The following is a 14,030-nucleotide window of genomic DNA, read 5'->3' on the forward strand; positions in this document are numbered from 1 at the left end:
TGGACCGGTCAGCCGACGATGTCGGCCACCGCTTCGGCGATCGCGAAACAGGATGTGAGCCCGGGGGATTCGATGCCGAACAGGTTCACCAACCCGGCGACTCCGTGCTGTGCCGGCCCCTGGATCAGGAAGTCGGCGGCCGGTTCGCCCGGGCCGGAGAGTTTCGGCCGGACACCGCAGTAGGCAGGTGTGAGGGCGTTGTCCGGTAGTCCCGGCCAGTATCGGCGTATCTCGGAGTAGAAGCTGTCGGCTCGGGTCGGATCGACCTGGTAATCAACACGGTCCACCCATTCGACGTCCGGGCCGAAACGGGCCTGGCCACCGAGGTCGAGTGTGAGGTGTACGCCCAGCCCGCCGTCGACGGGAATCGGATAAATCAGCCGGGAGAACGGCACCTTGACACCGGTCGGGGTGTAGTAATTCCCCTTGGCGTAGTAGCGCTTTGGAAGGTGCTCGGCAGGGTAGCCATCGATCTGGGCCGCTACATCCCACGCGCCCAGACCGGCGCTGTTGATCACGGTGCCGCAGGCGATCTCGGTGTCATCAATGGTCAGGATGATCGACGAATCCTTGCCTGTCCCGCGCACAACCGACCCGCCCATCACCGTGCTGCGCAGCACCGTGGTCGCGCCGGCTTCTTCTGCGTCGCGACGCAGTGCAGTCATCAGGCCATGGCTGTCGATGATCCCGGTGGAGGGCGACAACAGTGCCTGTTCGGCCTGCAAGTCGGGCTCGAGGTCGGCGAGTTCATGCGACTCGATCAGACGAAGATCGTTGACGCCGTTGGTCTTTGCGGCAGCTGCGATACCCGCCAAGCGGTCTACCTGATCGGGATCGGTTGCCACGATGAGCTTGCCGATCCGCTGGTGGCCAACACCGTTGTCGGCGCAGTATGCGTAGAGCTTGTCTCGGCCGGTCGTGCAGAAGCGGGCCTTGGCGCTGCCTGCGGGATAGTAGATACCGGCGTGGATGACCTCGGAGTTACGTGAGCTGGTCTCTGACCCGATCAACTCGGACCGTTCGATGATGAGGACCTCACGCCCGCTGCGGGCGAGTTGCCGGGCGATGGCCAAGCCGATCACGCCGGCGCCGATCACCACACCATCGACATGCTCCACCGCTCACCCCCAGACCTCGTCGAACGCAGATGCGCTCGATGCGCACTGACGCATGGAGCGTATCCGCGGACGACTCAGCGAGCAGCGGTTGTGGACCCTTCGATGTCAGTGGTGTCGCCGGGCAGCCCGACCGGGGACGGCGGGGCTGTGAAGCGCGGAACGAACGCCGTGAACGCAAATGCGAGGAGCGCGGTTCCGGCGGCCAGCAGCATGGTCACCTTGAATGCATCCGCGGACGGCACGTCGAACCCGCCGGACGAGATCGTCATCTGAGCCAGGATCACGCCGACGATGGCGCTGGCGAAGGATGTTCCGAGTGAGCGCATCAGGGTGTTGAAGCTGTTGGCCGCGCTGGTCTGCGACATCGGGACGGCACCCATGATCAGCGCGGGCATGGCGCCGTACGCCAAACCGGTGCCGATGCCGATGATGATGCCGACGATGATGATCTGCCAGATGGTGCTGAGGGCAAAGGCCCCGAGGACGTATCCGGCGGCGACAACAAGGGCACCGATCATCAGCGTTGTCTTGGGGCCTCGGGAGTTGGTGATCCGCGCCGACACTGGGGCCGCGAGCATCATCACCACACCGAACGGCGCCATCGCCAGGCCGGTCATCAGGGTGGATTGGCCCATCCCGTACCCGGTGCTCTCGGGTAGCTGGAGAACCTGCGTCAACACCAGGGTCATCGCGAACATCGCAAAGCCCAGGGCGACCGATGCGAGGTTGGTGAACAGCACCTGACGACCGGCGGTGACGCGGAGGTCGACGAGTGGCAGCTTGGTCCGGAGTTCCCACCATCCCCAGAGCGCGAACGCGACGACTGAGAGCGCTGCCAGCGTCAGGGTCGTGCCACTGGTCCAACCCAAGTCGGCGCCCTTGGAGATCGCGAGCAGTAAGGCGATCAACGCGGTCGAGAGTGATGCGGCGCCAACGTAATCGAAGTTGCCGCCGCTGCGGACGTCAGATTCGGGAACGAACACGACGACCAGCACGGTGGCAAGTACGGCGAGTGCCCCGGAGATCCAGAAAAGGAAGTGCCAGTTGGCATATTCGGCGATCAGGGCCGAGATGGGCAGACCGAGCGCGCCGCCGATGCCGAGCGATGCGCTCATCATGGCCACCGAGCTCGCCAACTTCTCTTTGGGGAGGGCGTCGCGCATCAGGCTGATCCCCAGCGGGATCACCGCGCCCGCCAGACCCTGCAACACCCGTCCGAGAAGCAATGGGATCAGGCTGTTGCTCAGCGCAGCGACGACGGAACCGAGGACCAGGAGCATCAGGCTCAGCAGCAGCAATCGGCGCTTGCCGAACATGTCTCCGAGCCTGCCCATGACGGGCACTGCGACAGTGCCGGTCAGCAGGGTGGCGGTGACGGCCCATGCGGTGTCGGACGGTGACGCATCGAGGAGTTTGGGCAGTTCGGGGATGATCGGGATCATCACGGTCTGCATCAGGGCTGCGACCACACCGGAGAAGGCCAGGATCGCCACAATGGGCCCCGGTGACGGGGCTTTGGCGGTATCGCCGGCCACAGGAACGTGCATGTAACGCCTCCAGAGAGATTCAGGTTCGTGGCGCGCGATTACTAAAGCAGCCGACTGATTGAACTTAAAGCGTATGACTCAATCGGTCAATGAACCTGTAGGTGATGCACCACACAGCCAGAAAGGGACGGGATAGACTTTCGCACTAGTCACGACAGTGATGGAAAGGCTTGTCACTCAGGCCTGGTGGTGGCGATTCGCGAACGAAAGTGAACATGACTGCATCTGAGCGACCGCGTGTACTGATTGTCGGCGGCGGTTTCGGTGGATTGAATGCGGCGCGAAAACTGCGGCACGCCGACGTCGACGTCACCCTGCTGTCCCGCGGAACGAGTCATGTCTTTCAGCCGCTGCTCTACCAATGTGCGACGGGCGTGCTGTCAGAGGGCTCGATCGGCAGTCCACTGCGACATCTGTTGCGGCGGCAGAAGAATACGCATGTGGCACTGGGTGAAGCGACTGCGATCGACGTCGACACCAGGACGCTGACGGCCTGCCGAAGCGATGGGTCGATGTTCGATCTGCCCTATGACCACCTCGTGGTCGCCGCCGGGATGCAGCAGTCCTATCACGGACATGACGAGTACATCGATTGGGCGCCGGGCATGAAGACGCTGGACGACGCCTTGACCATCCGCCGCAAACTGGTCACCGCATTCGAGATGGCCGAGTCACTGCCGACCGCCGAAGAACGAGCACGCTGGCTGACCTTTGCCGTGGCCGGTGGTGGACCGACCGGTGTGGAAATCGCCGGTCAGATCCGCGAGTTGGCTCTGCATGCGCTGACCAACGAGTTCCGGTCGATCGATCCCTGCGAGGCGCGGGTGCTGCTGTTCCACAGCGGTGACAGGGTTCTGCCCTCCTTCGACAAGAGGCTGTCGAAGAATGCGCAGCGCACGTTGGAGCGGGTCGGTGTCGAGACCCACCTCGGGGTTCATGTCACCGAGGTCGGTCCCGGTTATGTCGAGACGACCACCAAGGCGGAGCCGAAAACCACGAGTCGGTATGAAACACAGACCGTCGTCTGGACCGCCGGTGTGGAGGCCGTGCCTTTCGCCAAGGCGCTCGCCTCGGCGCTGGGGGTCTCGCAGGACCGGTCCGGGCGCATCGCCGTCGAACCAGACCTGACGGTCCCCGGACATCCGAACATCTGGGTGGTCGGCGACCTGATGTCCCGCGACGAGTTGCCCGGTGTGGCAGAGGTCGCGATGCAGGGCGGACGGTATGCAGGCAAGCTGATCGCTGCGGACGTCGCATCGGGTGGCAACGCCACCCGGCCACCGTTCAAGTATCGAGACCTGGGCAATGCGGCGTACGTTGCGCGGGGCCACGCGCTCGTTCAGGCCGGGCCACTTCATCTTTCGGGACGGCTGGGTTGGTTGTCGTGGGGGGTCATCCACATCGTATTCTTGGCGGGAGCGCGCAATCGTATTGGCACGCTGCTGAACTGGGGTGCGACGCTGGCCACCGGATCGAGGCGCGAGCGCGCCGTGACGTTCGGCGACTCGCGCATCGCACGGAACACGTACTTCACCAACGCCAGGAAGAACGTGAGCTGACCGGACGCTGAACGAGGTTCGGGCACAGTGTGACTCAGAGTGCCGCGGTACCCATCGTCGCCAGCATCAGTACGAACAACAGCCATCCGGCGCCCTGCCAGATCGTCCAGCTGCCACCCTGCTTCCACACCCGGTAGCCCTTGATGAACGCGCCGATGCCGCCCAGGACCAGTATCGCGGTTGAACCCGCACCCCAGAGCAGGTTGGACGGGTCGATCAGAAGGTCCGCAACCAGCCAGATTGCGGCCAGGAGGATCACCACGACGACGTATTTGGCAGCGGCCCGGAATGTCGGGGGATCATTCCAGCGCTTCTCGACGTCATTGGTCACGGTTGCGCCTCCCTCTCTGTGAACTGCACGGTGCCTCACTCTCTGTGAACTGATGTCGAAGTGGTACCCGGGATGACCCGATTTCATGCAATCGACTCAGGCTCGGCAGGCGGACCAGGCAACTGCGCGCTACTTTGCACAAGCAACTACATCCACCAACGCCGGGAGCCATCAGTGTCAGAGCAGATCGTCGACAAGAACGCCGCCGGACTCGATGTCCGGCAGTACCACATCGGGGTGGCACCGGGTGAGGTCGGAACAGTTGCGTTGCTGCCGGGTGATCCGTTCCGGGTGCCCTTTGTCGCAGAGTTCCTGACCGATGTACGTGACATCGCCCATAATCGCGAACACCGGACGATGACGGGTTACTACAAGGGCAAACTGATCACCGCGACCTCGACGGGGATGGGTTGTCCGTCGACTGCCATCGCGGTGGAAGAACTGGCCAGGGTCGGTGTCACTTCTCTTATCCGCGTGGGGAGTTCGGCGGGCCTACAGCCGGGGATCGCGCCGGGTGATCTTCTGATCAGTGAGGGTTCGTTGCGCAATGACGGAACCACCGCGGCGTATGTTCATCCGGGTTTCCCTGCGGTCCCGGACATTTCGATCGCAGCAGAACTACGACGAGTTGCCGAGGCCATGGCGGCGCAGCGCGGCGGTTTCCGGGTGTACTCCGGCATCAACGCCACCGACGATGCCTTCTACGCGGAAGGCCCGGAGTGGATCTCCCAGTTGTCGCAGATGGGAATCCTCAACGTGGAGATGGAGAGTTCAGCGCTGTACGTCGTCGCGAAGCTGCGGGGGCTGCGAGCCGGCATGGTGTGCGCTTGCTCGAGCAACCTCGTCGACGGTGTCAGCGTCTACGGAGATCAGAAGGCCGCTCTCAAGGACGGTTGGATGCGCAGTATCGAGGTGGCCCTCGATACTGCTGTTGCGCTTGACCTTTGACGGGCAGGGTGACCCGGTGCGGCTAGCTTTCCGGCCGCGTCGGGTACTTCGCCATGAGATCACGGGCCGCCTGCTTGTCGCCGTTCATGGCGACCACCAGATCGTCGATCGAGTTGAAGTTCTCCATGCGGCGCACCAGAGTTGTCAGCTCCGCGATCGCGTGGGCGCCGTACAGATCTTCTTCGAAGTCCATGACGTAGGCCTCGACCGTGCGGGTGCGGCCGTCGAATGTCGGATTGTTGCCCACGGAGATCAGTGCGGGCAGGTACGTGCCCGGGCGTAGGCGGCCACGAGGCGGCTCACCTTCTGCTAGACCGAACCAACCGAAGTAGACTCCGTCCTCTGGGATCCGACTCTCGTCTTCGGTGCGGATGTTCGCGGTCGGGAAGCCCATGGGCGCTCCGCGTCCCTCGCCACGCACGATCTCGCCCGCGGCGTAGCCGAGAAGTTCGTCGGAGTTGCTGGTCACTGCACTATCCCTTCGTGGGGTCACAAGTCGCGGGTCGGACACCGCGTGGTGCGGCGACCAAATGCTGCCTTCGAGCGTAGACGTGTCCGTGCGGGTACCGGTGATCTGGCTGTCGAGATGTGGGGGGTTTCATCCCGCGGAAGACCAAAACTCGCGTCGACTCAAACCCGTGGCTAGGTTGTCGTGGTGACATAGCGTTTCACCTACGGCTGCAGAATCGCTGGTCTACGGCCGATGACCCCCCCGCCACGATGAAGTCTGGAGTTGAGCGCGTTGTCTGAAGCTGGATCGTTGAAGGTCTCGGTTGTTGTCGGAAATCCCAAGCCGCAGTCGCGGACCCGGACGGTCGCCGAAGCACTGGTGCCGGCGTTGCTCGAGCCGGGATCGTACGAGGTCGAGGTCATCGAACTCGCCGACCTGGCAGATGAGTTGTTCCAGTGGGGCTCGGAAAAAGTCACGGCAGCAAAGACTTCGGTCGCGTCCAGCGATCTGGTCATCTTTGCCACACCCACCTACAAGGCCTCGTACACCGGACTGTTGAAGGCATTCCTCGATCAGTACGGCACCGACGGCCTCAAAGGTGTGGTTGCGATACCCGTGTTCACCGGTGGAGACCTGACGCATTCGCTGGCACCACAGACAACGCTGGCACCCCTGCTCCTGGAATTGGGTGCGGCGATCCCGGGCCGTGGCCTGTACTTCGTCATCGACGACCTGCCTGAACTCGGCAACTTCATCGCGCAGGCGGCCGCCGACTACGCCGCCGTGTTCACCGCCCTGTCGTCGGTGGCCGGTTCGGTCCGTCCGGCCCGGAAGACTGTTCAGTAGCGGGGTGCCGAGGGCTGATTGCCCTCGGTTGCACTGCCTACTTCGTTCCCAGGTGGGACGATCGACGATGTGTCCGGACTCGAAGCGGCCCCCGGGGTCAAAGCGGCCAAGAAGATCCCGCCTCATGTTGTGGTGCTGTTCGGTGCCACCGGCGATCTGGCACGCCGAAAACTGTTGCCCGGCTTGTTCCATCTGTTCATGTCAAAACTGGCGCCACCGATGCGAATCGTCGGGACCTCGCTCGATGACATCGACACCGAGGAGTTCCGGGCGGTCGCGGTCGAGGCCTGCAGCGAGTTCTCCAGCCGGGTCTTCACACCCGAAGCAGCGGCAGAGTTCGCCGAGACCCTGAGCTATGTGCCGCAGGGTGCAGGCGCTGAAGCGCTCGCCGCACAGGTGCGGCGGGCGCTTGCGGTGCTGGGAACCGACGCCCACATGCTGCACTACTTGAGCGTGCCGCCTGCGGCCGCGATGGCAGTGCTCGAGATGCTGCATGAAGCGGATCTGGTCAAGAAGTCCCGCGTGATCATGGAGAAACCGTTCGGTACCGACCATGACAGCGCTGTCGCGCTCAATGCCTCGATCCACAAGTGGTTCGGGGAGGATCAGATCTTCCGTATCGATCACTTCCTCGGTAAGGAAGCGGCCCAGAATATTCTGGCCTTCCGGTTCGCCAACGGGTTGTTCGAGCCGATCTGGAACCGGAACTTCATCAACTACATCCAGATCGATGTGCCCGAGAAACTGGCGCTCGAAGGCCGGTCACACTTCTATGAATCCACCGGCGCGTTCCGGGACATGGTGGTCACCCATCTCTTTCAGATCCTCGCGTTCGTTGCGATGGAACCACCGACCGCGTTGGCACCCGGACCGATCGGTGAGGAGAAGAACAAGGTCTTCCGGTCGATGCTGCCGCTTGATCCCCGAAACGTGGTGCGCGGTCAGTACACCGGCTATCGCGATGAACCCGGTGTCATCGCCGAGTCGCAGACCGAGACCTTCGTGGCGCTCAAGGCCGAAATCGACAACTGGCGGTGGGCCGGGGTGCCGTTCTACCTGCGAACCGGTAAGGGGTTGGCCGATGGACAGCGCATCATCTCGATCGCGTTCCACGAGCCACCGAAGAGCATGTTCCCGGACGGATCGGGTGTGGGGCAACAGGGTCCGGATCACCTGACGTTCGATCTCGCCGACGAGTTCAAGGTGTCGCTCTCGTTCTACGGCAAAAAGCCGGGACCGGGCATGAAGCTCGACAAGCTGAGTCTGCAGTTCGCGATGCACGAAACCGAGCAGGCCGACCTGGTGTTGGAGGCCTACGAACGTCTCATCCTCGATGCGATGAAAAACGATCACACACTCTTCACCACGGCGGAAGGCATCGAACGGTTGTGGGATGTCTCGGCACCGCTGCTGAACGATCCACCCCCGGTCCGCAGTTACAGTCAGGGTTCCTGGGGACCCAACGCGATCCATCAGCTCATCGCACCGCACGCCTGGCGGTTGCCGTTCGAACGGATCTGGCGCCACAAGAAGGAAAGCTGACGGTGTCTGACCATCAGTTCTCTTCAGCCGCATACTCTTTCATCAGTACGCGTTCCTTGGTGACATTCGGGTACCAGATCCTGACGACCACCGCGCCGACGAGCACAACGAGGATCGCCGAGGCGTAGGCCAGAAAGTCGCCGTCCACAAACGCTTCTCGCGCAGCCGACAGGATTTCGGTGGCGTTGTCGGGGTAGCGTTCCGCGAGGTCCTCGGCACTGGAGAACGATTTGGTGAGCGCCGCCTGAGTCTGATCGGTGATGCTGTCTGCATCGGGCGATCCGGCGATCTGCTTCGACAGGTCGTGCGCATAGCCGGCGGTGAGGATCGCACCGAGAATCGATTGCATGATCGCCCCGCCGAGATCGCGCTGCAGGTCTGACATGCTCGAGGCCATTCCGGCTCGCGACAGCGGAACAGAACCGGTCAGCGAACGCGACGCCGGCGTTCCCGCGATACCCACCCCGACACCTATGCAGACGTAGACCAACGCGACCTGCCAGTAGTGCGCACTCTCGCTCCACATCGTCATGGCGAAGACCATGCCGAGACCGATGAACGCGAATCCGACCAGCAGTGTGGTGCGCGATCCGAGGTTCTCGACCATCCGCGCCGACAGGGGAGCAACGATCACCATGGAGGCGGCGGCGGGAAGAACCGAGGCGCCGGCCGCGAGGGTTGAGTACTCCAAAACGTTTTGCAGGTACTGCTGCCCGATGTACATGGCGCCCATCAGGGTGCCGAACACCACGATGCCGCCGATTGCGGCGACCCAGAAAGTCGGGCGGCCGGCGATCTTGAGGTCGAACAGTGGGTTGGCGGCGCGGTGTTGTCGGAAGAAGAACGCGATGGCTGCGGCCAGTGCGATGGCCGCCAGGATTGCGGTGATCGTCCCGGCGCCTGCCATCGGGAGAAAGTTCAGCGCCAGCACCATGGCGCCGATGAAGGCGATGGACAGGACGCCGCCGAGGTTGTCGACGGGGTCCGTGGAGTCACCGTTGTCACCGGGTACCAACTTGAGTGCAGCGATGAGCGCGATGACGGCGAGCGGCAGGGTGACGAGGAAAACCGAGTGCCAGCTGAACACCTCGAGCAGCCCGCCGGACAGGACCGGACCCAGTGCGGTGATCGCACCGCCGAGCGCCGACCAGGCCGCGATGGCCTTGGTGCGGCTCGGGCCCTGCCACAACGCGGTGATGATGGCCAGGGTTGTCGGATAGGCAAGGCCCGCCGCGATACCGCCGAGGAGGCGACCGGCAAACAAGATCTCGATGTTGGGGGCCAGTCCGGCGATGAGTGATGCCGGAATCGACAGGCCCATGCCGATGATGAGCATCCGCTTGCGGCCATGCCGGTCGCCGAGGGCTCCGAAGTACAGAACCGAGGCAGCCAGGCCGAGGGAATAGCCGACGGCCACCAGGTTCAAGCCGGTGGCGCCGGCGTCGAAATCCTTACCGATGTCCGGCAGGGCGACATTGGCGACAGCGAGATTGATGTTGGCAACACCGGCAACCAGAATCAGTGTTCCGAGCACAACGTTCGCGCGCGGAGGGGCTTTGTCGGCAACCGCTGTGGTCAAGGGTCCTCCTCCATCGGCGGACGCGCAGCATGAGTACTGAATCGAGTGCTGAATGCGTCAAGCCGTCAAAGAGTATCGCGAATCAGTCGCGCGGCCTGGGCTAATCGACTTCAGCGCAGCGCGCTCGCAACGATATTCGCGAGCTCGAGCGGTGCATCGCTCTGCACCGAATGCCCGGCACCGTCGACGGTGAAGACCTCCATGCCGGGCCGATGCCGCCGCAATGTGTCGACGTCGTCGTCGGCGACAAACGGCGAGAGGCCACCGCGGACGAGCGTGATCGGAGTATTGCTGTCGGACAGGTCTTTCCACAGCGGCTCGGGTTCGATGGACTTACGGAACCGGTCGTAGCGCCAGCGCCAGCGTCCGTCGTCGGTCTGCCGGGTGTTGTGGATGACACCACGCCGGATCGAAGATCTGGGACGGTTCGGGGCGGCCGCGGCGGTGAGGTCGATCAGCTCATCGAGATCGTCGAACGTGTCCGGGCCACTGACCAACGCAACGGTGCCACGCTCCTTGTTGCTGAGGTTCTCCACCCGTTTGGGTGATTCCGGGCTGACATCGACGAGGACCGCACGCTTGACCAATCCCGGGAACCGGGCGGCCACCGAGATGGTCGTGAGTCCACCGAGTGACATCCCCACCACCAGCTCGGCCTCCGGAGCGAGGGCACGAATCACCGGTCCCACGGCTTGGGCGTTGACATGGGGGCGGTAGTCACCGTCCTCGCGCCACTCCGAATGGCCGTGACCCGGAAGGTCGATGGCCAAAGCCGGCACCCCGAGCGCAAGCAGAACGCTGTCCCAGGTGTGGGCATTCTGGCCACCGCCGTGGAGCAACACCACGCGCGGCGACGCGGTGCCCCATCGCAGGGCACTCACGGTGCGGGTGTCGACAACCGTGTCGATCCGGGTCACCGGTGGGAGCGGATCAGATTCCAGGCCAAGCTCTTCGGCGTTCTCGGGCAGCAGGTCGAACTCAGTGGGCATCGGTTGTCCTCTTCCGGTCTGGTCTGCAGAGAAGACTACGGACCAGACCGTGGCGACAGAGGTGTTCCGGCGCAAACAGTGCCCTTTTGCGCAGGCGCGCGAGAAATTCCGGCCGGAAGGAGGCAGGTCAGTCGGTGCGGTTGCGCAGTTGTTCGACCCAGTCCGTGGGCACGCGGCCTGCTGGTCCGGGTGTGGACTGGTCGGCGGGCCGAGAGTGTGGGGGAGCGAGCTCGGGTCCGTCGTAATAGTCGTTGCTGGAGTAGTCCCAGAACCAGTCCTCGCCCGGTTCAAATGACTGGATGATCGGATGCCCGGTCTGCGTGGCATGGGCGGACGCATGACGCGAAAGGGAATCGTCGCAACATCCGATGTGTCCGCACGCCGCGCATCGACGGAGATGAAACCACCAGCCTCCGGTGTTGTCGCAGTCGAGGCAACCCGGCCCGCTTGGGGGCACCTGGGGATCGATGGATGGGGTCGTCATAGATCCCATCCAAGACCAGCTTTGCCGATAATGCACGCCGTGCAGCGAGATCGATTGTCGACAAAGGGTTTTGATCAAGCGTGGGTAGGTTCGCCCTCGCGACGGGCGAGCATTTCGAGTTCGGTCTGGGTACGTGTGGACGTCGGCCGGCGAACGGCATCGAGGGGCGCGTACGGCGAGGTGTGGTTCTGGTATGCCGCAATGATTCCGGCCACTACAGCCGGTCCGATGATCACCAAAAGTTCCATGGCAGTAACTATCCGTTCAATAACTTCCTGCCAACAGTGGCGGAATTGCCAGCCTTGGCAAAGTTTCTGCCAAGGCCTGTATGGGCGAAGGTTGTGCAGGTCAGGACAGTGTTGCTGCGATCAGTGCGCTGCGGCAACTGATTTATTGCGGTCTGCTCCCGCGCATCAACTCGAGCTCGCCGAGGTAGGCCGCTGTCGCAATGAGCGGATGCGCCTCGTCGACGCTCAAGCCGTTTTTCTCGTGGTCGGCGCGAAGCGCGGCGACCAATGCGGCCGCGATTCGGCTCAGGTGGTCCTCGGTGTTGACGGTTTTGACGGTGTCGACGGTGTCGACTTGAACCCGGGCCGCTTGGATGTCGAGGACCGTGCACAGGTTCGGCCCGGTTGCCGCCGGGTGTGAGGTGGGTGTGAGGTCGGCGATGGAATCGGCGACGGTGCGTAGCCGGATGGATCGTCCCAGGGCGCTCACCATCGGCGTACGACGTTCGACGGCCGATCCTGTTTCGGAAAGGTATTGGCGCGCTGCATCATCGGCTGCCCGGTAAGCAATTTGGCTTTCCGTGCGCATCTCGGCGACCGTGGTTTCGGTAGCGGTAGTCGAGCCCGTGATCATCCTGACAGTGGCAGCTCTGAGATACCGCGTGTGGACGGATATTGAGTCGTTGATGGCGGCGCGGGCCGTTGCCGCGATGCCTCGCGGCCACATCAGGATTCCCGCGACGACGGCAACGGCGCAGCCGATCGCCACGTCTTCGACCCTGATCAGTCCGATCTTCCAGCCGCTGGGACCCAGCACGTTGAAGAGGGTGACGATGAATACCGTGAATGCCGCCTGACCCGCGGTGTAAGAGATCATCTTGGGGATGTAGGCAGCGCCGAACACCGCAATCGGCAACACGATCCACAGGGCGATCTCACTGGTGCCAACGGCGGTGATGATGAGCGCTCCGACGAGAAACCCGACCGCAGTACCGAGAATTGAACGCAGCACATTCGAACCCGTCGCCAGTGCGCTGGTGCGCAGGACTGACAGGGCACCAAGGACCACCCAGAAACCGTGTTGCACAGGCACTATCTGTATGAGGGCGACAGCGGCCGCGAGTCCGACGCCGGTGCGCAACGCATTTCGAGCGATCACCGAGTTCTTGATCAAGGTCGACGAAATCGACATACGCGTCGACTGATACTCGGGTAGCACCGAATCTGCTGCCCCGGTGGCTGGTAACTGTCGGCCGAGAATCTTCTGCAACATCGGTCGTGCGTCGGCGGCCGATGCCCACGCCACGGTGCGGCCGATCAGTGCGATGGTGCTGCAGCTGGTGTGGATTTCGAGCAATCTCACGCCGTCCGCCTCGGCTTCGGCGTCACTGGGATCGGCGAGAATGGTGTCGAGGTTCGTGCCGAAACGGGTGCGCATCAACGACCTCAGGTGGTCGGCGGCGTCCAACAGCTCACTGCGCTCGTCGAATTCAACCTTTCGGCCGTCTGCGGCAAGTATGTCTGCCGCCAGCTGCAGCACGCGGACGGAAGGCCCACGCAGGTCATCTGACAGCTGCACTTTGCGCCGGATCACCTGAGTGGTCAGCCATTCGAGGTCGTCAACCACCCTGATGATCGCCCGACTGCCTGCAGACAGGCCTGCGGGCCGGGCATTGGAGCCGAGGTAGGCCTGTCGTAAACGATCCATCAGAGTGTCGACGTCGACTGTGGCCGGTTTCGTCGCGGTCGTGTCGGGACCACGTGCCAGATACTCCGCCAATCCACCGCACACCAGGCGCGCGCGTTTACGTAGTTCGTCATGGTGGCGCGGCGGCAGCAGGAACAGGGCTGCCGGGACGCAGAACACGACGGCAAGAGTCCAGCCCAGCAACCGATCCGGCAGCTGGCCCGCGGGGTTGGCGACCGGAACGACAAAGAGCAACAGGGCAGATCGCTGGGCTGCCGAGAAACTGGAACCGAGGATTGCGGTAGACGACACCGCCACGCCCACCACGAACATCGACAGCGCGGCCAGCCATCCGGGCTCGGCGAGCACCGTGGCAGCACAGATGAAGGGATAGCCCACCACGGCCAGACCGCCGTAGCTCACTGCACGCCGGGTGCGATTGCCCGGAAAATCGACGAGAATGAGGAGCGCAACCGAACCGAAGATCGCGAACAGTGAGGTTTGCGCGTCCCCGAGCTGCATTGCGACCGCAGCGGCGACCGGAATGACCAGCGCCGATCGAATCGCGCGTCGTAGCGCGTCGAAATCGGGATCACGCCTACCTGCTGCAGCGACGAACCTCGTGCGGAGCCGGCGGACGGGCATGCCCATTTTCGAATCCTAGCCGGATGCCTTGGCCCCCCGTGGCGAACTGATTGGGGCCGATGTTCTCGTGAACGCCT

13 protein-coding genes are annotated in these 14,030 nt (G+C 63.3%); 4 read left to right on the forward strand and 9 right to left on the reverse strand.

Going from position 1 to position 14,030, the window contains the following annotated elements:
* Positions 1–8: 8 nt before the first annotated feature.
* Positions 9–1,118: an NAD(P)/FAD-dependent oxidoreductase gene (locus AC56PL_RS12640; RefSeq protein ID WP_497154028.1), complete on the reverse strand. Its 1,110-nt coding sequence runs from the start codon at positions 1,116–1,118 to the stop codon at positions 9–11.
* 74 nt (positions 1,119–1,192) lie between these two features.
* Positions 1,193–2,665 (reverse strand): MFS transporter, encoded by a 1,473-nt coding sequence (locus tag AC56PL_RS12645; RefSeq protein ID WP_497154029.1) that lies wholly within the window; start codon positions 2,663–2,665, stop codon positions 1,193–1,195.
* Positions 2,666–2,880: 215 nt separating this feature from the next.
* Here AC56PL_RS12645 and AC56PL_RS12650 point away from each other — a divergent pair, with 215 nt between their 5' ends.
* A complete protein-coding gene (locus AC56PL_RS12650; RefSeq protein ID WP_497154030.1) occupies positions 2,881–4,224 on the forward strand; it encodes an NAD(P)/FAD-dependent oxidoreductase in 1,344 nt (447 codons plus the stop codon).
* Positions 4,225–4,258: 34 nt separating this feature from the next.
* Here the strand turns inward: AC56PL_RS12650 and AC56PL_RS12655 are convergent, their stop codons facing one another.
* Positions 4,259–4,555, reverse strand: a complete 297-nt coding sequence (locus AC56PL_RS12655; protein WP_495514024.1) for a hypothetical protein — start codon at positions 4,553–4,555, stop codon at positions 4,259–4,261.
* A gap of 174 nt (positions 4,556–4,729) precedes the next feature.
* On the opposite strand from AC56PL_RS12655, the gene AC56PL_RS12660 reads away from it, so the two are divergent.
* On the forward strand, positions 4,730–5,503 hold the full coding sequence (locus AC56PL_RS12660) for a phosphorylase family protein (protein WP_495514025.1): 774 nt from the start codon (positions 4,730–4,732) through the stop codon (positions 5,501–5,503).
* A gap of 22 nt (positions 5,504–5,525) precedes the next feature.
* Here the strand turns inward: AC56PL_RS12660 and AC56PL_RS12665 are convergent, their stop codons facing one another.
* Positions 5,526–5,972 (reverse strand): riboflavin kinase, encoded by a 447-nt coding sequence (locus AC56PL_RS12665; protein ID WP_482136374.1) that lies wholly within the window; start codon positions 5,970–5,972, stop codon positions 5,526–5,528.
* Positions 5,973–6,245: 273 nt separating this feature from the next.
* Between AC56PL_RS12665 and AC56PL_RS12670 the strand changes: the two genes are divergently transcribed.
* Together AC56PL_RS12670 and zwf are read left to right on the forward strand one after the other, a co-directional pair.
* Positions 6,246–6,800 carry an NADPH-dependent FMN reductase gene (locus AC56PL_RS12670; protein WP_497154031.1) on the forward strand — a complete coding sequence of 185 codons (555 nt, stop codon included), beginning with the start codon at positions 6,246–6,248 and terminating at the stop codon, positions 6,798–6,800.
* 69 nt (positions 6,801–6,869) lie between these two features.
* The gene (gene zwf / locus AC56PL_RS12675; RefSeq protein WP_497154032.1) at positions 6,870–8,342 is read left to right on the forward strand and encodes a glucose-6-phosphate dehydrogenase; all 1,473 of its coding nucleotides are present in this window, start codon (positions 6,870–6,872) and stop codon (positions 8,340–8,342) included.
* Between the two features lie 13 nt (positions 8,343–8,355).
* On the opposite strand, the gene AC56PL_RS12680 is transcribed toward zwf, so the two are convergent.
* From AC56PL_RS12680 to AC56PL_RS12700, 5 genes are all read right to left on the reverse strand, one after another.
* The gene (locus AC56PL_RS12680; RefSeq protein ID WP_495514028.1) at positions 8,356–9,921 is read right to left on the reverse strand and encodes an MFS transporter; all 1,566 of its coding nucleotides are present in this window, start codon (positions 9,919–9,921) and stop codon (positions 8,356–8,358) included.
* Positions 9,922–10,031: 110 nt separating this feature from the next.
* Positions 10,032–10,910 carry an alpha/beta fold hydrolase gene (locus AC56PL_RS12685; RefSeq protein WP_497154033.1) on the reverse strand — a complete coding sequence of 293 codons (879 nt, stop codon included), beginning with the start codon at positions 10,908–10,910 and terminating at the stop codon, positions 10,032–10,034.
* Positions 10,911–11,037: 127 nt separating this feature from the next.
* Complete coding sequence (locus AC56PL_RS12690) at positions 11,038–11,394, reverse strand: UBP-type zinc finger domain-containing protein (protein ID WP_497154034.1); 357 nt, start codon at positions 11,392–11,394, stop codon at positions 11,038–11,040.
* Between the two features lie 74 nt (positions 11,395–11,468).
* Positions 11,469–11,642 carry a hypothetical protein gene (locus tag AC56PL_RS12695; RefSeq protein ID WP_495514031.1) on the reverse strand — a complete coding sequence of 58 codons (174 nt, stop codon included), beginning with the start codon at positions 11,640–11,642 and terminating at the stop codon, positions 11,469–11,471.
* 142 nt (positions 11,643–11,784) lie between these two features.
* On the reverse strand, positions 11,785–13,959 hold the full coding sequence (locus AC56PL_RS12700; protein WP_497154035.1) for an FUSC family protein: 2,175 nt from the start codon (positions 13,957–13,959) through the stop codon (positions 11,785–11,787).
* Between the last annotated feature and the right edge of the window lie 71 nt (positions 13,960–14,030).

Source organism: Williamsia sp. Y721 (genome assembly GCF_059683565.1).

Coding starts and splice junctions, on each gene's coding strand:
- AC56PL_RS12685 (WP_497154033.1), bottom strand. CDS start 10,910: ATGCCCACTGAGTTCGACCTGCTGCCCGAGAACGCCGAAGAGCTTGGC.
- AC56PL_RS12695 (WP_495514031.1), bottom strand. CDS start 11,642: ATGGAACTTTTGGTGATCATCGGACCGGCTGTAGTGGCCGGAATCATT.
- AC56PL_RS12690 (WP_497154034.1), bottom strand. CDS start 11,394: ATGACGACCCCATCCATCGATCCCCAGGTGCCCCCAAGCGGGCCGGGT.
- AC56PL_RS12645 (WP_497154029.1), bottom strand. CDS start 2,665: ATGCACGTTCCTGTGGCCGGCGATACCGCCAAAGCCCCGTCACCGGGG.
- AC56PL_RS12650 (WP_497154030.1), top strand. CDS start 2,881: ATGACTGCATCTGAGCGACCGCGTGTACTGATTGTCGGCGGCGGTTTC.
- AC56PL_RS12700 (WP_497154035.1), bottom strand. CDS start 13,959: ATGGGCATGCCCGTCCGCCGGCTCCGCACGAGGTTCGTCGCTGCAGCA.